Below are 18,425 nucleotides of genomic sequence, written 5' to 3'. Positions count from 1 at the left end.
AGCCCGCACACATCGGGTGCCGAAGCCCGGCTCCCTCGCGGTCACGGCTCGTCGAGCCCGCTCGCGTTACCCGCGAAACTAACCGCCGACCGAACCGTCTGCCAGGTTCGCGATTTCGGAGTTGGGGTCTTCGATGGGGATGAACCCGCACGTTTCGTAGAGGGGGCGCAGGCTCGCTTTGCTGGTGAGCATCACGTAGGGCGCGCCCCGCAGGAACGCTTGATTGGCCGTTTCGGTCACGAGTGCGGACGCGATGCCCTGCCCGCGTGCCTCGGGGCCGACCACCACGTAATCGATCTGCCAGTTCACCGGCGCGTTCACGAGCAAGAACCCGTCGGCGCGGTCGTCGGCGTTGCGGTGGACCGCGACGAACCGGACCCCGCTCCACACCGCGAGGAATTTGCTGCGCGTGCGGAACTGCGTTTCAACGAGTTCCCACAACCGCTTGCACGCCGGTTCGTCGGCGAGGAACTCTGGCGTCGTGAGGAACTCGATCGTGTGGGCGACCGGGCGCAGGCCCGTCGGTTGGCAGATGTAGTGCAGTTCGGTTTCAGACATGGCGCGGTTCCGGGATCGGCTCTGGGCGGTCACGGACGGCGGAGAGGTGGAATGTTATCGGGCAAAGGTGCGGGTTGCAACGGATCTAGGGGCGAATTCAGCGCGCCGGGCACGGGATTCGCGCATGAGCCGAGAGGACTTCACCTTCTGCACACGCGCGAACTCCGTCCGTGATCCTAAGCGTTGCCGGCCCGCTGATTGAATCCGTCGAACGGGAAGGTGACGGGGGTGTCTTTGCCCTTTAAGAGGTTGTACGCGCGCATCTTCTTGTAGAGCGTCACGCGACTCACACCGAGCATCTGCGCGGCCCGGGTGCGGCTCTGGTTCGCCTTCTCCAGCGCCCGCAGGATGTTCGCGCGCTCGGTCGCCTCGCGCGTCTGTTTCAGCGTGCCGTCGAACCCGCCCGCGAGCGGGAGCATCACCGTCGGCGCGTCCGAACGGCTGAGCACCTGGGGCGACAGGTGGTGCATCTTGAGTTCGTTCCCGGCGCTCGTCAGCACGGCCTGTTGGACGACGTTTTCCAGTTGGCGGATGTTCCCCGGCCACGGGAACGCTTCCAGGGCGCGGAGCGCTTCCGGGCACACGCTGAACAGCCGCTTGCCGTACTTCGTACCGTACTTCGCGACCATCCCGCGCACGAGCGGGCCGATGTCTTCCGGGCGGTAGCGCAGCGCCGGCAGGTTGAAGCTGAGCACGTGGAGCCGGTAGTAGAGGTCGCGGCGGAACGTGCCGCGCTCGACGGCGTCCGCGAGGTTCCAGTTCGTCGCGGCCACGATGCGGGCCTTGCACAGGTGCGTCTCGTTGCTGCCCACCGGCTCGAACTCGCCGGTCTCGATCACCCGCAGCAGGTTCGCTTGGTGCTCCAGCCCGAGGGTGTCGATCTCGTCGAGCAGGATCGTCCCCTCGCCGGCCGCGGCGAACTTGCCGACCTTCACGGCGTCGGCACTGGTGAACGCGCCCTTCGCGTGGCCGAAGAACTCGCTGGCGATCAGGTTGCCCGAGAGCGTGCCGCACGAGACCACGAGGAACCGGTTCGCGCGCCGCGCGGAGCAGTCGTGAACCAGCTTCGCGAGGAACGTCTTGCCCGTGCCGGTCTCGCCCTCGATGAGCACCGTGACCTCGTGCGCGGCGGCGATGCACAGTTGCTCGACCAGCGCGGTCAGCGAGGGCGTGTGGTTGATGAGCCGGCGCCGGATCGTCTCGGCGACGCTCTCGGTCGCGGGGTCGGCGAACGGGGCGCCCGGGGCGAGCGCGCGGTGCGCCCACGCGGTCAGCTCGCGCGGGTGGTGCGGCCACACGAACCGCTCGGCGATGTACGGGTTCAGCGGGTCGAGTTTGCCGCTCGCCCGGACGACGTCGGTCTCGACAACGGACAGCCCGGGCGGGAGGTGCTGGACCTTCGTTTCGCGCACGACCGTTTCGAGGGCCGACACGTCGGCCGGGTCGGAGGCGAGCAGGAGCAGGTCGCCGTCCGTTTCGGGCGCGAGCAGGTTCGGGACGTCTTCGTATCGGACGACGGGGGCGGTGACCTGGATGGCCCGCTGAAGGTGCCCCTGCACCGCGGCGGCGAGGCGCTGGTCCTGGGCGACGATGACGAGCCGGCGGGAAGAACCCATGTTGGCGAAGCTCCGCAAACGATCCCTGCGCGGCGCCGCGTGCCCACGAGGGTACGCGGCGACCGGGGCGATGTCGGAGGTGCGCGACGCGCGCCGCGTTTCGAGCCGACGACGGGTTCGTGCGGGAGTGCGCGCACAGAACCGTTATCAACTCGAACCGGGACCGCGCGCCGCGCACGCATCCGAATGGAGAGCCGATACAGCATCTACCGCTCGCGCAACCGATTTCTGTCGATTGATGCGAAAAGTTTCGGCCGCGCTCCCACACTAAACCAAAGTTTACAAACGGGGTCGAGGCAACCGGGCCGCACGAAGATGCTGGAAAAACCGACTAACCAGAGCGGCCCCTTGCGGCGGGAGCCGAATGTCGAGACGTAGCAAGGGCAATTTCGCGCGACAGAGAAAGCGCTGCACACGGTTCAAGCGTACAGGGCGGAAGCCCTGTGCATTCTTTATCAATCACGGAATCCCGCGAACGATCAGCGGACCGACGAGGCGCGTGAGGGCGACGGGTAACCGCTGCCACAGCCGGATGACCTGCTGGTACCGCGGGTTGTCCGGGCGCATGTCGCCGACTTCGCCCTGGAGCACGCTGTACTGCCACGCGGCCGGGTGCGGCACGGCCCCCCACTGTTTCTTGAACTTGAACGTGCTGCTCCCGGCGGTCGAGCGCCCGAAGTCGAACACCCGCTGGCCGCGCTCCACCGCGCGCTGGAGCAGGTGGTGGTACATGAGCATGTTCACGTTGCTGGGGTTCTGCTCTTTCAGCGCCGAGGCCGTCGGCACCTCGGTGACGCCCCAGCCGTGCAGGAGGAGCGCCGCGGCCACGGGGCGCTCGCCGGTGCGCAGCAAGCAGATTTCCGCGTCGCCGGGGAACGTGCTCAGGATCGCGCGGAACAACTCTTTACCGTACACGGGCGAGCCGAGATCGCGCATGTTCGCGCACAAAACGTCGTGGAACCCGTCGAGGCACTCCGCGCCGCCCCACTGCACCGAGAAGCCGCCCTTCTCGCCCTTGCGGATCTGGTTGCGCACCTTGGGGCTGAAGCCCTTCCACAGTTGATCGGGCGCTTCGGGCAGCGGCAGCCGCATGTGGACCTTACTGGTCAGCGATGCGTTCAGCGCCGGGTGCGCGATCGGGGCCTCGTGCCGCAACTCGAGGTAGCGGACGTTGAGCTCCTCGGCGAGCGCCGCGGCGCGCGTGACGAGTTCGGCCTGCACGTCCGCGGAGCACGCGACGACGCCGTTCGTGTTCAGGTACGGCAGGCTGACGAGGAACCGGCCGAAGAGCGCCGAGCTGACGCACGCGAGCGGCAGGAACCCGACGGTGCGCCCGCTGGCGGTGGTTTCGAGCGCGTAGACCTCGTGCCCCAGCCCGGCGCGCAGCACGTCGAGCCAGAGCGGGTGCTTACTGAGCGGGACGTCCGCGGCCGAGTGCCGCACGAACGCGGCGAGGTCCGCGATCCGCCCGGCGATCGCGGCGCGCGGGTGGGCGACCGTGACGAGCGGCGGCGGGGGCGTGGGCGACATGAGGCGATGCATTACGGGTTCCGAGGGTCGAACGTCTGCCGCGGATCAACACAGGAGAGTACCGATTGATACCGGAGAAACATAACGCAAGATCGTACACGAGATAAAACGGATAATTGACCGCGGTCGCGTCTAAAATCCGTTCGATTAACGGCTCTCTTTTGTGTCTCGCGTGCTCTTAATTCTGACCAATTTCCTCTTGCCGCTGTCCGGATCGTGCCCTCGTCCGCGTTAATCCGTGGCGCGGTATTGTTTGTTTTGCCGCGGCGAGCCGCACCACGCTCTCCGTGGTCGCGCTCCCGCACACAGGCGCCGCCGCGTTCCCTTGTGAGCGCGGCTCGCTCGTTGCGCGCTCACTTCGCCAGCAGTTCGTCGTAGAGGCGCTTGAGGCGCTGCATCCGCGTCGCGAAGTTGTATCGCGTCTCAACGGTTCGACGCCCCGCGGTGCGAAACAGTTCCCGCCGTGCGTCGTTCGTGAGCACCCCGGCGAGGGCGGTCGTCAGCCCGTTCAGGTCGCCCGGATCGACCAGCGCCCCGTTCTGCCCGTCCTGGATCAAGCGCGGGACGCCGTTTACTCGCGTCGAGACGACCGGCACGCCGAGCGCCATGGCTTCGAGTACCACGTTCGGAAGGCCCTCGCGCAAACTGCTCAGCGCGAACACGTCCATCGCCTCGAAATACCCCCGCACGTCCGCCTGCCAGCCCGCGAGCCGCACGCGCTCGCCCAGGCCCAATTCGCGAACCAGGCGCTCGAGCTTCGCGCGCTCGTCGCCCTCACCGACGATGACGAGCCGAACGTCCCGCCCTTGCGCGACGAGTGCGCCAATAGCGCGGATCAGAACGTCGAACCCCTTCTCGGGGGACAACCGCCCCACCGCGCCGACGACGGACCCGCTCGTGGGTAAATCCAATGCGGCCCTCGCGCCCGCCAAAGTTTGTAGGCGCGAATACTCCGCCGTGTCGATACCGTTTTCCAGGAGCACACAGTTTTTGGCCGGTACGCCGGCCGCGAGGCACGCATCCAGAAGGTCGTCCGACACGCAGATGACGCGCTCGTAGTACGGGAGGCAGAGCTGGTCGATGCGGTAGTACAGCGGCGTGCGGCGGGTGTGCCGGACCCACCCGTGAACCGTCGTCACCAACCGCATCGGCCACAGGCGCTTGAGTAACAGCCCGAGCGCGTTCGTCTTGTAATCGTGGCCGTGCCAAACGGTTACGTTCTCGCGCCGGCACACCGCGAGGGTTTCCGTAATCACGCGCCAGTCCCACGCGCCGCGGTCCGGGATGGAAACGAGCGGCGCGCCGCACGTCGCGGCCCGGTGCGCGAGCACCTCGAAACCCGGGTCGCCGGGCGGGTGCATGTAAGCGCACACCATCCGGTACCCGAGCGGCTCCAGGAAGCGCGGCGAGTTCAGGATGGTTTTTTCCGGCCCCCCGCCGGCGCCGGTCACGACGCGCGCATCCAGGACCACCGGAACGGTAGACGACGCAGTGCCTCGTTCGATTTCCAGTGAATCGGACAACAGGGCGAACGGGTGAGTGAGGGAGCCGGCGGTATCCACGGCGGGGTCGTTAAGGTAAGTGTAGGTCGAGAACGGCCCGCGCGGGAAGAGTGGCGCGGGCGTAATCAGGTGTGCAGAACCGGGTTCGGGAAGATCGCGTCGAGCAGCGGGCGTAAGCACTGCTCCCAGTGGTGGTGCCGCTCGACGAATTGCCGGGCCGCACCCGATAATTTGTGACGCAAGCCTGCGTCCGTGAACAGCGCGGAAACCGTGTTCACCCACTCTTCCGGGGTCGAGGCCGAGAGCAGATGAATCCCGCTCTCCGTGCCCAGTGCGGCCAGGGCGGGCGGAGCGGCGACGACCGCTTTCGCCATCGCCATCGCTTCCAGCACCTTATTCTGGACGCCGCGTGCGAGCCGGAGCGGGACGACCACGACCGCGGCCGACGCCACGAACGGCCTCACATCGGGCACCTGTCCGATGAGACGAATACCGGGCAGCACGGCGAGCGCTTGCACGGCGGGCGTCGGTTTGCGCCCGATAATGCGGAACTCCGCGGCGGGGAACTTCGCGCGGATCGCGGGCCAGATGTCGCGGGCGAACCAGATCGCGGCGTCCTCGTTCGGCATGTAGTCGAGGGCACCGACGAACGCGCAGGCCAGTTGCGTTTCGCCCGTCACTGGCGCGACCGGCGCGAAATAATCCAAATCGACCCCGTTGGTCGCGACGGTCGCGGCTCCGGCGCGCGTAAACGAATCGTAAACGTCCGCTTCCGCCCGGCTCACGACGCTCGCGGCCCGGACCGAACCCGCGAGCGCGCGCTCGATCTTCCGCACGCGGGCCGCTTCGAGCCGGTACAGCCATTTTTTGGGTGCGCGACTCGCGGCGGCGAAGTCGAGCCACTTCTGGCTGTCCACGTCAATCAGGTCGACGACCGCGGGTGTGCCCGCAAGGGCCGGGGCACGCAAATACGGCACGAGCGCGGACGACGACGCGACGACCGCATCGAACTTCGCTTCCGCCGCCCATTCTTTGAGAACGCGGGCCAACCCGTTCGATGCGAACAGCCCTTCCGAGAGGCTCATGCCGGTAGCGAGGCTCCACGCGGCCCGGCCCCAGCGCGACGAGCCGCCGACGGGAACCACTGCGACCCGCTCGCACAATTCGTTCAGCGCTGCGAGGGACTCCGGCGGGACCGGTTCGTCCGCGAGGCACCCGAGCCACACGCGCCCGCGCTTGACCATCTGCCGGAGCAGGTGGTAAGTGCGAATGCGGTCGCCCTTGTCCGGCGGGTACGGGACGCGGTGCGTGAGGTAAAGAACCCGCGGGGCGGGCTCTTGTGGAGAACGGCTCATCAAGCGGGTTGAAGGGCGGGCACGGTCTCGCTGTCGTCGGGCACCGGCACGATGTTGGCGAGGAACCCGTCGGCAACATCGTGCCGGTCCGGGAGGAAGAACACGCGGCGGAGGGTGTTCGGACCGGCCGCCACCGCCTTGAACAGTGTGGCCACGATCAGCCGGATGTCGAGCAAGAGGCTCTGGTTGCCGACGTAGTAGAGGTCGTACACGACCTTGTAGCGCACGCTGGTCACGTCGCTGTCGGCCGGCAACTGGCACTGTGCGAGGCCGGTCACACCGGGCTTCACGCGGAGCCGGTGGCGGTAACCGGGGACGAGTTGGTTCAGGCCCTTCGCCTGGATCACTTCGGGCCGCTCCGGGCGCGGGCCGACCAAACTCATGTGCCCGAGCAGCACGTTAAACAATTGCGGCAGCTCGTCGATGTGTGTGACGCGCATGATCTGGCCCACACGGGTAATGCGCGAATCGCCCTTTTGCGACCACTGGATGCCGGACACGGACTCGCAGTTGAGCCGCATGGAGCGGATCTTGATGATCTTGTACTTGCGCCCGTTCAGCCCCACGCGCGTCTGCGTGTAAAACACCGGGCCGGGCGACGTAATCTTGACGGCGATCGCAGCGAACGCCATAAGAACGAGCGCCAGCGGGAGCAGCGCGAGTGCCACGGCGTAGTCGAACACGGTCTTCGCCGCCGCGTACCAGCCCAGGTTTACTGGGATCTCGACGACCGCGTCCGCGGGGAGGCGGTCGATCTCCGGCCACGGTTCGCGTTTGGGCGCCGGGGCAGGGGTCGGCAGTGTCGGCGGGTACGTCGGCACAGCGCTCATATGGAGTCCGTTCTCCGGCTTCGGGGGCGGTAGAATTTTCTGGTTTTCCCGCTCGCTTTACGGGCGAGGCAGCGGGTCTTATTTCGATTCGGCCGGTTGTGGGGCCAGCGCCTTCTTCACTTCGGGCAAAAAGTCCGTCAGGAACTCGTGAATCGGGTCGCGGTCAGCAGTCGGGTCGGGTCCGTTTCGGGTGACGTACATTTTGTATAGCGCACCACGCCATCCGAACCGGGCATTTGAGGAAGCTTCCCAATCTCCACCTATTCCCCACATCCAACAAACTCGGAGCGACTCGGATGGTGGGGTTATCTTATCGAACCGGACCGACCAGTAGGTCGCGGGGGACTGATCTGGTAGGGCGACTGCTTTTTTCTGCGGTTCGCCGCTCATTGTGAACCCGCTACCGGCGTAACACACGTCAGGTGTGTGAGCACCGATAGGACCGCTAGGACCGCACAAAAGCAGTACGGCGAATTCGGCCCCGGTCTTTCTGTGTTTATAAATTCTTGACACGTGACCGGCGGCTTCGGCGACTTTCAGCACCTTTTCCGACATCGGGGCGTCCGTACTCGTCCAGTCCCCGAAGGTCGCGGGGACGCCGTCGAACTTCGCGGCGGCGGCGCGCACGTCCTCGGACGGCCCCCACCGATTCGACCGCGTTCCCTCGACCACCGCGGCCCCGGCGAGCCCGGCCACGGCCAGAGCGATCACCAACCCTTTACGAATCGCCGAGCGCCCGGAAACACCGGGCGATCGGGCGGTCGCGGTTTGATGGGGGTGGATACTCATACGGGCACTAACTTTACGCCGTTTTGTGGTCCGCTTTGCGGCACGAGCATTCTTGCCGGTGCGTCTTTCTTCACACAATCTCGGTGGGCCTGCGCCGGGCGCCGACCCCACCCTACAAACCCACCAGCCGTGTAGAAGTTACGCGGGTAACTGCTTCACGTAGTTGTAGCCGTAGGAGTACACGTCCTGTTTGATGCCGTTCACCACGGCCCCGACCAACAGGATGTTCAGTTGCGTTAACTTCTCCGACGCGGTGATAACTTTTGGCAACTGGCTGATGTCCTGCATGATCGAAAACACAACTCCGTCCACGTGTTGCGCGATCAGGAGCGCGTCGGCGACCGGGAGCACCGGGCAGCTATCGACGATCACGAAGTCAAACTGCCCGCGGAGCCGGTTGAACAACGTTTCGAGCGGGTGCCCTTGCGCGAGTGCGGCAATTGTCGCGTTCGAGCACTGGCCAGCGGGAATGATCCACAGGTTCGGCACGGCGGTCGCTTGCACGGCGTCGCTCACGTCCACTTCCTGACGAAGCACTTCGGACACGCCCGGCGTGAGCGGGAGCTCGAACAGCTTCATGATGGACGGGTTCCGCAAGTCGCAGTCCACGATCAACGTGCGCATCCCGGCGGTCGCCATGCTGGTGGCCAGTTGGCTCGCCAGCGAGGTCTTGCCCTCGCCCTGGGTCGCGCTGGTCACCATCACCACCTGCATCGCCTGGGCCTTCGCGGTGTGAAGGAGCATGGTGCGGGTGGAGTTGATGGACTCGTTGAGGACGAAGCGCCAGTTCGCGCCGCCGGCCTCGGTCGCGGCCTGGAGGCTCGCCCGGTTCGGGAACGCGGGCACGGTACCGATGACCCGCATCCCGAGCTCGTTCACCACCTGGTCGACGCTGTCCACGCGGCGCGAGCGCCACTCGAGGAACGAGACGAGCAGGATCACACCGAAGAACGAGACGAACCCGCCCGCCGAGGCCAGCGCCACCTTCTTGTTCTGGTTGTTGTTCGGGATCTTCTCGGCGTCGCCGCGCGAGCTGACGCGCCCGCCCTGCTGGGCCGCGACCCGCATCTGAATGAGCTGCGACTGGATCTTGTCGTACATCTCGCGCTGCGGCTGGAGCGACTTGCGCATCGCCTCGATGTTCAGCCCGCCCGAGGCGGTGCTCGCGATCACCTTTTGCAGCCCGTCGCGCTCCTGCCGGTACCGCTCGCGCTCCTCTTTCTTGACATCGATCGTGAAGGACAGTTCTTCGACGCGCTTCTGCCGCTTCGCGCTGTCGATCGCTTGGGCGACCGCGAGGGACTCGGTCGCGGCCTGCTTTTCGGCGTCCTTCACTTCGGTTTCGAGCTTCTTGACCTCGGAACGCAGCTTCACGATCCCGTCGTCGCTGTCCGGGTTGGTGGCCTTCGCCGCTTCTTTCTCCAGGAACTCTTTGCGGGCGGTGTGGGCCTTCTTCGCCGCGCCGACCCGCGGGTCCGCAGCCACAAGTTGGGCAACGATCACCGGGTCCGGTGGGGACTTCTGGTCCTTTTCGTCCAACTGTTTCAGCACTACCTTTCGCTCGGACTCGGCCTTCTCGATCTCGCGCCCGGCGACGACGAACAGCCCCTCGGCCTCGATGTGGCGCTTCTGGAGCAGCGCGAGGGCGGTGTTCGTGGCTTCGGCCCCCGTGGTGCCGTTGTTCCGGCCGATCAGCTCGATGTTCTTCTCTTGCAGGTCGATCTCGAGTTGGACGCTCGCGCGCAGCTTCTCCAGGTTCGCAGTGGTGTCGTCGCGGAGTTTGCGATCGATAGAAGTCGCGTCGTCCACGTACCGCTTGATGAGGTGATCGAGAATCACCTTCATGTCTTCGATGTTGTTACCCGTAAGCGTGACCTCGAGGATCTCCGGCGCCGCAACTGTAACCCGCAGCGCGTCTTCGAGCACCGCGACCGGGTCTTCGGACTGCTTGACGGTGTCGAGGCTCGAAACGGCCGGGTCCGCGAGCACGCGGGTGAGCACGTCGCGCGTCTTCAGCAGGAACATCTGGTGGCGCCGGTACGCCTCGAAGTCTTCCTGGGTCTTGTTGACGAACTCCACCTGCTTGGGCTGGAGCTGCACGAGGGCGCGAACCTGGTGCTTGCCCGCGGGCATCACGAGCCAGACCCCGACCACGACCGCGGCCGCGACGAGCCCGGCGATGAACGTGCCCAGCACCCACCGCCGGCGGAACGCGTTCAGCAACCCGACGGGCGTGGGCGTGGACGCCACGGCCGGACCCGGGATATTGGGCTGGTTGGTGTAGTTGAACGGCGAGAGCGCGACCGGAACCGGTGCCCCGTTCGATTGGGGTTGGTACTGCGGCTGGTTCGTGGGCGGGTCACCGGCGATCGGACGGGCCATCGTGGGGGTCTCCGGCGTTGAGGCTCGGAGCGGTTCGCGTGCGTGCGGACCGCGTGCGGACAGGCTCGGGGCAAGCCCGGAGCCGGGACCAGGGTCGGTTTTTCGGGCCATACGGTACGGCCCGCAAATTCAACCCCGTTAAAAACCTTAGCACGCTGCGCGCCGGACGGTCCGGCGGCAACGAATGCTTCTTCTTCGCTCGATCGCAAACTACTGATATCGTTGGAGTTCCGGCTTTAGTGGCGAACCGGGTTGCGGGCCGCAATTGTGGCCCGTACCGGTCACACCGGAACGCACCGAGTAGGCATTACCGGCGCCCGACACCACGTTGCCGGAATTTACGACACTTTCGTTTGGTCCGTCCCAGTGTAATCTCTGCAACCCAGGATAGGAAAGGCCACCTGTCAAGGCGGGCGAGAAGATTTGCACCGGCCGAGGAAGAGTTAAAGGTGGAGTTAGGACGGGTAGGGTCGGAAGGCACGGATGGGAGGGAAAGTTTTTATTGGACCGAGAAACCGGGGACGCCGATTAAACAGGCAAGCATGGGCGGACCGGGGGACCGGAGTATTCCCGGCCATCCACACTGTTCGCGTAATCCCCGAACTCGGGATAAGGAGTGAAGTCATGGCACACCGGCGCATCTGGAAAGCGTGGGTGGCGTTGGTCGCGGTCGCCGGACTGTTCGGCGGCGCCGGTTGCCGGTCGGTCCACGATTTCAAGGCGGAACGGGACTGCTGCAAACCGCCGAAATTTAACTGTTGCACCATCCCCGACGTTCCGGTCCCCAAAGAGCTGAACAAGGTCAGCCTGCCGCCGTACATCGTGGAGACGCCCGATGTGCTCCAAATTGATGCGATCCGGGTGATCCCGCTCCCGCCGTACCGGTTGGAGCCGCTCGACGTGCTCTACCTGAGCGCGGAGAACGATTTCGACCAGAACAAGCTCGCGGGGCTGTACCCGGTGGACCCGGACGGGACCATTAACCTGGGGCCGCGCTACGGCGGGTCGATTCGGGTCACGGACATGACGACCGACGAGGCCCAGAAGATCATCGAAGCGAAGGTGCGCGTCCACGCAAAGAACGCCAACGTCACCGTGTCGCTGGCGCAGTCGCGCGGGGTCCAGCAGATCAGCGGCCAGCACATCGTTCGGCCCGACGGCACGGTGGGGCTCGGCGGGTACGGGAGCGTGTACGTCGCGGGGCTGAGCCTCGCGCAGGTGAAGCAGGCCATCGAAGCGCACCTGTCGAAGTACCTCGTGCGCCCCGAGGTGTCCGTGGACGTGTACTCGTACAACAGCAAGTTCTACTACGTCATCACCGACTTCGCGGGCAACGGCGAACAGGTGACGCGCTTGCCGCACACCGGCAACGAGACGGTGCTCGACGCGGTGTCGCTCATCGGCGGGCTGTCGGCGGTGTCGAGCAAGCACATCTGGGTGGCGCGCCCGGCCCCGACCGAAGCCGGCAACGACCAGATCCTGCCCGTGGACTGGTGCGGCATCACCCGCAAGGGCCAGGTGAAGACGAACTACCAGATCCTGCCGTCCGACCGGATCTACATCCTGTCGCAGCCGCTGAGCAAGTTCGACACGTACCTCGCCCGGCTCCTGTCGCCGGTCCAGCGCACGCTCGGCGTGGCGCTACTTGCCGGGAGCGTGAATAACCAGTTCCGCAACAACGGCAACAACGGCAACGTCGGGATCGTGGCCCCGATCATCCCTTAAAACGGGATCTCAGTCGAAAGTCGTAAGGTCGAAAGTCATAAGGTCGAAGACCGCAACCAAGCGAGTCTTCGACCTTATGACTTTCGACCTTACGACTTTCGACGGCATTTCTGCACGACTTTCGACTTTGCAATTAGCGGCTCAACTTGAGGGATCGACGCCTTCCGCCGGTTCTTCTGGTCGCACCGGCTGTTGCCGGGAGGAACAGTGACATCGGCGGTGCGGCGCCTGCTTCGGCGCGTTCCGCACCGCCGATGTCGTTTGCGGCAACCGGAAGTCGGTCGTGTTAAACTGAACGGTCGGGTCCGCCGCACGCCCTACTTCTGAAGGAGTCGCAGCATGTCGTTCCGAGTGTCCGCGATTATCGCCGCCGTCGCCGTTATGGGGTTCGGGGCGCTCGATCCAGTGGGGGCGCAACCGCAGGTGCCCGTTCGCCCGCGGAACACTCAGTTCCAGAGCATCTTCGGGGGCGGGCGGCCGGTACTGGCGACCCCGGGGCAAGGGTTCTTGGGGCAGAACCAGCCGGTCGTGAACCCGAACGGCCCCCAAGTGCCGGGGTTCGCGTTCCCGGGGCAAACCCTGTCGCCCCAGGGGTTCACCGGCGGCGCATACTCCGCTGATGCGCAACTGCCCCCCACGGGTGTTGTGGGGTCGTTCAACAACCTCGGGCACTGGTACGGCGGGAACTCGGGCAATTACGGCCACTGGTACCAGAACGGGATCGCGAACGGGCGCGGCGTTCTGGGCTACGGCGGCGGTAGCGGCGGCACCTTTGCTGGTGGGGGCGTCGGCCCGACCGTGGGCAACTCGGCCCGGCCGCGCAGCGCGCTCGGTTCGGTCGGGGGCACCGCCCTCGGCGTCGGTGCGGCGGTGGGCTCGTTCCGCCGGTGAATGAAAACGGGAACCGCGGGGCCGGCGCCAGAGGCGCCCGACCAACGCGGTTCGTTTGAACGGATTCTGTCTCAACCGTGAAAGGAGTCTCGGTATGAGTATTCGCTCGTGTTTCGCCCGGCTCGCCACAAGGATCGTGGCCGTGGCGGTGTTCGCGTGGGCCGGTTCGTCGGCGCGGGCCGCGGACGTGACGGCGCCCGTGCCGGTCACCGTGGGTGCGCCGGTTACGATCGGGGCGCCCGGCTGTGAGACCTGTCAGCACGGCACCCCGAAGGGGAGCTGTTCCACGTGCGGGAAATCGATCCTCTTCCCGAACAAGAACAAGAAGCCGTACCCGGTGACGCTGGCCCCCGGCGCGTGCTTCGGGTACTTCCAAACGCAGTGGCGCAAGTGGGACGATGCGTGCCCGTACCCGTACCAGGGGCACGGCGTGAGCGACGCCCCGAAGCCGGCCGTCATGACGCCCCCGCGCACCGGCGAAGAACTGAACCCGCCGCGCCCGATCGACCCGAAGGGAACCGGCGCGGAACCGAAGGGGAGCGACGCCGAACCGAAGACCGGCACCAAGAAGCCGGGCGAACTGCCGCCGATCCCGCCCGTTCCGGGCAGCAAGTTCAGCCCGTGATCGTATCTTAAACTGAGGGCCGGCGCCCGCACCCGACCGTGCCCCGGTCGGGTTGTTTCGTTTCGGGCGCGCGGCGACTCCCAATTCCACGTTCCAACTCGGAACTCTCCCACGGGGAACTTGCGATGGCGGGAAAGTGTCTGGTGACCGGCGGGGCGGGGTTCATCGGCTCGCACTTGGTAGAAGCGCTCGCGGCCGCGGGGCACACGGTGCGCGTGCTGGACGATCTCTCAACGGGGCTCCCCAGCAACCTCGAGCACATCGCGCCCGCACCGGAACTGATCCGCGGGTGCGCCACCGATGCCGGCGCCGTCGAGCGCGCGGTGGCCGGGTGCGACGTGGTGTTTCACCTCGCCGCGCTCGCGTCGGTGGCGAAGAGCGTGGAAGACCCGCTCGCGTCGCACGCCGCGTGCGCAACGGGCGCGCTGAACGTGTTCCACCAGGCGCGCAAGGCCGGCGTCCGGCGCATCGTGTACGCGGGGAGCGCGAGCGCTTACGGTAACGCCTCCGACGAGGCCGGGCAGGACGAGAACACGCCGCTCATGGCGCTGTCGCCCTACGCGGCGGCGAAGCTCGCGGGGGAGCTGTACGCGGAATCGTTCGCGCACTCTTACGGCATCGAAACGGTGCGCCTGCGGTTCTTCAACGTGTTCGGTCCGCGCCAGCGCGCGGACAGCCCGTACTCGGGCGTGATCGCGATCTTCGCGGCGCTGCTCGCTGCAGGGCGCACGCCGACCATTCACGGCGACGGGCTCCAGTCGCGCGACTTCGTGTACGTTTCGGACGTGGCGAAGGCCCTCATGCTCGCGGCCGAAACGCCGGGCGTGAGCGGGCGCGTCTACAACGTGGGTACCGGCGGGAGCGTGAACTTACTGATGCTGATCGCGGAACTGAACAAGATCCTCGGCACGACCGCGGTCCCGACGCACAGCGCGGCCCGCGCCGGCGACGTGCGGCACTCGCGCGCGAAGATCGACCGCATCCGGGCCGACCTCGGCTACGCGCCCGCGGTGCCGTTCGCCGAGGGGCTGCGCCGCACGCTGGAGTGGTCCCAATCGCAGTAGAAGGTTTCACAGGGCTTCCGCCCTGTGCTACGTCAGACGGCCCCTCCGGGGCGAAAGACCATAACCCATCTGCCGCCCGGTCGCCTTCATCTCATCTGCAATGTGGCAGCGAAGGCCAATGCCTTTCCGCCCCGGAGGGGCCGGCGTTCGTAGCACAGGGCGGGAGCCCTGTGTGCTTGACGGGCGTGCATAAAAGGCGATGATAAGCACCTCGAATCGAGTTGCTCCCGCCTTCATCCCGACACGCCGTTCCCATCATGAACTCACACGAACACTCACGCCGTTCGTTCGTTAAGAACTCCGTCGCGCTGGTAGGGTCCGCGCCCCTCATGGGCGGGGCACTCCGCGCGGAAGCGGACAAAGCCGACAAACCGCTCCTTGCTTACGTGGGGACGTTTAGTTCCCCGCTGCGCGACGTGTTGCCGACTCAGGTGGATCTGCCGCCCGGGAACGGGCGCGGCATTCACATCTTCAAAGTGGACCGCACCACCGGGGCGCTAACTGCGGCCGGCGTTCACGAAATGGGCACGAGCCCGAGTTGCCTGGCCGTCAACGCGGCCGGAACGCGACTGTATTCGGCCAACGAAACCGACCGCGTGGGCAAGGACAAGGTGGGCACGGTCAGCGCGTTCGCGATCGACCGGGCGGACGGCAAACTGAAGTTGCTCAACACGGTGACCTCGGGCGGCGCTGGACCCACCTACGTGAGCATCCATCCGTCCGGGAAGTTCGTGCTGGTGGCCAACTACTTCGGCGGGTCGATCGCTGTACTGCCGATCCTCGAAGACGGTCGGCTGGGCGACGCCACCGACACCAAAATCGACGCCGGTAAGGTTGGTCCCACCAAAGCGGTCCACGCCCCACCCGGGAGCTTCGCCTTTAGTGGTCACGACCGGACCCACGCGCACATGATCGAGGCCGACCCGAGCGGGCGCTTTGTGTTGCACGTGGATCTGGGGTTGGACAAGATCTTCGTTTGGAAATTCGACGAGAAGAAGGGCACGCTAACACCGAACGATCCGCCCGCGGTTTCGCTACCGCCGGGCGACGGCCCGCGGCACTTCCATTTCCACCCCAACGGTAAGTGGTTCTACTCCATCCAGGAGGAAGGCTCCACGATCGTGCTGTTCGACTACGACGGCGCGACCGGCGGGCTAACCTCGCGGCAAACGATCTCCACTCTTCCGCCCAAGTTCGCGGGCAGCAACTTCTGCTCCGAGATCCTGGTCTCCGCCGACGGCCGGTTCGTCTACGCGGGCAATCGGCTGCACGACAGCATCGGCATCTTTTCTGTTGGCGAGAAGGGCACGCTCACACACGTCGGCGACGAATGGACCCGCGGGAACTACCCGCGCAGCTTCACCTTCGACCCCACCGGCCAGTTTCTGTACTGCTGCAACCAGCGCGCGGACAACGTCACCGTGTTCCGCGTGGATCGCAAAACCGGTGGACTCACTTTCACGGGGCACTACACGCCCGTGGGCAACCCGTCGATTGTCGTGTTCCTCGATCTCGCGAAGCCGGGGTGATGCGCTTCGGCTACCCCAGTGGCTAACGTAAACGCTCGATGTTAGCCAGAAGCGGAGGCAGCGCGCGCGAAATGTTAGTCGCAGAGGAGATGTGAGGAAGAACTGATCCCGGCACCGGCCTTCCACGATGGGGAGGCCGGGGCCGAGGAGAGCGATTCAATTACCAACGGTACGTAAGGCCGAAGCTGATGCCCTGGATGAAGTAGCCGCTCGTGCTGAACTGCGGCTGCGGACGGATCGGGCTCGCCAGCGGCACCCCGGAGCCCGACGGGATCAGGTTCGGGACGCGGGCCGCGTCGAGGCGGGTGTCGATCGCCTCGCCCGGGCGCACCGCGCTGCTCAGGTACAGGAAGTTGTAGCCGACGAACAGTTTCATGCGGTCCGTGGCCTGCCAGCCGATGTTCAGTCCGACTTCCGGCACCACCGCGAACTTATCCTGGCTGAACCGCCCGATGTTCGCCCCCGGTACCGCGAGCAACCCGCCGGGCGTGGTCGTGGTCAGGCCGTTCGCGAACGTCAGCATCTGGGAGCCGTTGATTTCCACCGTTTGGTGAACGGTACCGAACGCGACCGTCGCACGCGGATCGAGCGACCACCGCCCGCGCTGGAACGACCCGGTCACACCGATCTGACCACCGTGGAACTGGTTCTCGGTGCGGAACGAGTCCGTGATGGTACCGGCAATTGCCGGGATACCGACGGTTGGGTCCGAACCCGGGATGCGCGCGAACCGTTCGGTGATGGTGAGCTGCTCGCTCACGTCCAGGTAGCGGTAACCGGCGAGCAGGTCGAGCCGCGCGCCCGTGGTGCCGGCGAGGTACCGCCGGTAGTTGATTTCCCCGCCCCACACGGTGCTCTTCATCGCGGCGGTCACGCTACCCGTTGCGACCCCTGGCCCCGCGATGACTTCCGACGACTGGCCGAAGGCAAAGTTCGGGTCCGAGATCGTGCCGTTGATATTGAAGAACGGCCGCGCCAGGAGCGGGAACTGGTTGGTGTTCGCCGAGAACGTCGCGGTGGTCGGTGAAACCCAGAACACGCGGGCGTCGATCCCGCGGCACTCGTTGTCACCGAACCAGTACCCCGCGCCGATGCGCCCGCCGACGTGGTACGTGTCGCCGAACGATCCGCCGAGCAGCACCCGCGTGTCGCCTTGGCCGATGATGCCGTTGAATTGCGGCGAGCTGGTGGTGACGAGCGGCGGCACCTGGCTCCCGCGGTTCCACCACAGGAGCACTTCCCCGGACACCCACGCTTTGTGAGTGCGAGCCACGCGGTCGATCGCGCCAATCTCCGGGGCACCGGTGAACAACGGGTCTTCCAGCCCCACCGGACAGTCGTAGCCGCCGGGCGCGACCGACGGGACCACGACACCCCCACTGGGGATGCGCCCGGTCGGGTCACGCGACTCGGTGATGCTCGGTGCCCCCGGAACGAATTGCGGGGCCGCGACCGAGCCGGGCGGGGTCGACTGCACCACCGGCATGCCGCTCATCGGCACCCCGCCACTCATCGGCGGCTGCGAGATGACCGGAATGGGCGTACCGAAGTTACCCGGCGCGTAAGTCGTCGTGGGCCGCGATTGGCCGGACGGACGGTTCGGGAACAAGCCGGTTTGAGTGATGCCCGAATCGGGTTGCGGGTCGGGAATCGCACTCGGGCGCCCCAACGTCGCGGCCCGCGTGGGTGCTTTCGTTCCCGTCGGAACGGGTTGCTGTGCGAGCGCGGGGTGTGCAAACACGCCCAGCGCGATTCCCAGCCCGCCGAGCAGAATGCGGTTCATGTGATGTGGTCCTCCTGACACGCTCGCCGGGCCGGTATCCTGCCGCCCAGAATGCGTCACGTCACATCATTCATTCGGCCAAATCCCCACGCCGTCCGAAACTTCGCTGGCGCCCCGGCGCAACTTCTTTTGCCCGCGCGCCGGTTTCGACGGAGTCTTGCGCATCTTCCGCGCTGTCGGCACCGGGGGCGCGGGTACGGGGACCGAGTTACTACGGGGGGAATGGCTGAAGTGGCGCCGGCGCGC

At 66.2% G+C, this 18,425-nt stretch carries 14 protein-coding genes; 5 read left to right on the top strand and 9 right to left on the bottom strand.

Features of this window, described 5'->3' with window-relative positions; genetic code table 11:
• Nucleotides 1-78 precede the first annotated feature (78 nt).
• The 8 genes from J8F10_RS28680 to J8F10_RS28645 all read right to left on the bottom strand — a co-directional run bounded on the left by J8F10_RS28680 (nt 79) and on the right by J8F10_RS28645 (nt 10,562).
• Nucleotides 79-558: a GNAT family N-acetyltransferase gene (locus J8F10_RS28680; RefSeq protein WP_210659839.1), complete on the bottom strand. Its 480-nt coding sequence runs from the start codon at nt 556-558 to the stop codon at nt 79-81.
• A 176-nt stretch (nt 559-734) separates the two neighbouring features.
• A complete protein-coding gene (locus J8F10_RS28675) occupies nt 735-2,174 on the bottom strand; it encodes a sigma-54 interaction domain-containing protein (RefSeq protein ID WP_210659838.1) in 1,440 nt (479 codons plus the stop codon).
• Between the two features lie 459 nt (nt 2,175-2,633).
• Complete coding sequence (locus J8F10_RS28670; protein WP_210659836.1) at nt 2,634-3,716, bottom strand: FemAB family XrtA/PEP-CTERM system-associated protein; 1,083 nt, start codon at nt 3,714-3,716, stop codon at nt 2,634-2,636.
• A gap of 341 nt (nt 3,717-4,057) precedes the next feature.
• On the bottom strand, nt 4,058-5,266 hold the full coding sequence (locus J8F10_RS28665; RefSeq protein ID WP_315854176.1) for a glycosyltransferase: 1,209 nt from the start codon (nt 5,264-5,266) through the stop codon (nt 4,058-4,060).
• A 65-nt stretch (nt 5,267-5,331) separates the two neighbouring features.
• Nucleotides 5,332-6,561, bottom strand: coding sequence for a TIGR03087 family PEP-CTERM/XrtA system glycosyltransferase (locus tag J8F10_RS28660; RefSeq protein ID WP_210659835.1), 1,230 nt, complete (start codon nt 6,559-6,561; stop codon nt 5,332-5,334).
• The gene (locus J8F10_RS28655; protein WP_210659834.1) at nt 6,561-7,391 is read right to left on the bottom strand and encodes a sugar transferase; all 831 of its coding nucleotides are present in this window, start codon (nt 7,389-7,391) and stop codon (nt 6,561-6,563) included. The genes J8F10_RS28660 and J8F10_RS28655 overlap by 1 nt, the downstream gene beginning before the upstream one ends.
• Before the next feature lie 78 nt (nt 7,392-7,469).
• Complete coding sequence (locus J8F10_RS28650) at nt 7,470-8,180, bottom strand: exosortase-associated EpsI family protein (protein ID WP_210659833.1); 711 nt, start codon at nt 8,178-8,180, stop codon at nt 7,470-7,472.
• Nucleotides 8,181-8,318: 138 nt separating this feature from the next.
• Entirely contained in the window at nt 8,319-10,562 is a 2,244-nt protein-coding gene (locus J8F10_RS28645) for a tyrosine-protein kinase domain-containing protein (protein ID WP_210659832.1), read from the bottom strand.
• A gap of 624 nt (nt 10,563-11,186) precedes the next feature.
• Between J8F10_RS28645 and J8F10_RS28640 the strand changes: the two genes are divergently transcribed.
• The 5 genes from J8F10_RS28640 to J8F10_RS28620 all read left to right on the top strand — a co-directional run bounded on the left by J8F10_RS28640 (nt 11,187) and on the right by J8F10_RS28620 (nt 16,396).
• Nucleotides 11,187-12,287, top strand: coding sequence for a polysaccharide biosynthesis/export family protein (locus tag J8F10_RS28640; RefSeq protein WP_210659831.1), 1,101 nt, complete (start codon nt 11,187-11,189; stop codon nt 12,285-12,287).
• Nucleotides 12,288-12,626: 339 nt separating this feature from the next.
• The gene (locus J8F10_RS28635; RefSeq protein WP_210659830.1) at nt 12,627-13,178 is read left to right on the top strand and encodes a hypothetical protein; all 552 of its coding nucleotides are present in this window, start codon (nt 12,627-12,629) and stop codon (nt 13,176-13,178) included.
• A gap of 94 nt (nt 13,179-13,272) precedes the next feature.
• Nucleotides 13,273-13,803 carry a hypothetical protein gene (locus tag J8F10_RS28630; protein ID WP_210659828.1) on the top strand — a complete coding sequence of 177 codons (531 nt, stop codon included), beginning with the start codon at nt 13,273-13,275 and terminating at the stop codon, nt 13,801-13,803.
• Between the two features lie 125 nt (nt 13,804-13,928).
• Nucleotides 13,929-14,867, top strand: coding sequence for an NAD-dependent epimerase/dehydratase family protein (locus J8F10_RS28625; RefSeq protein WP_210659827.1), 939 nt, complete (start codon nt 13,929-13,931; stop codon nt 14,865-14,867).
• 329 nt (nt 14,868-15,196) lie between these two features.
• Nucleotides 15,197-16,396, top strand: coding sequence for a lactonase family protein (locus J8F10_RS28620; RefSeq protein WP_246523625.1), 1,200 nt, complete (start codon nt 15,197-15,199; stop codon nt 16,394-16,396).
• Between the two features lie 160 nt (nt 16,397-16,556).
• Here the strand turns inward: J8F10_RS28620 and J8F10_RS28615 are convergent, their stop codons facing one another.
• Nucleotides 16,557-18,179 carry a BBP7 family outer membrane beta-barrel protein gene (locus J8F10_RS28615; protein ID WP_210659822.1) on the bottom strand — a complete coding sequence of 541 codons (1,623 nt, stop codon included), beginning with the start codon at nt 18,177-18,179 and terminating at the stop codon, nt 16,557-16,559.
• Between the last annotated feature and the right edge of the window lie 246 nt (nt 18,180-18,425).

Source organism: Gemmata palustris (assembly GCF_017939745.1).
Classification (GTDB): domain Bacteria; phylum Planctomycetota; class Planctomycetia; order Gemmatales; family Gemmataceae; genus Gemmata; species Gemmata palustris.
The sequence above is the reverse complement of the archived record's forward strand: the minus strand, read 5'-3'. Positions and strand labels throughout refer to the sequence as shown.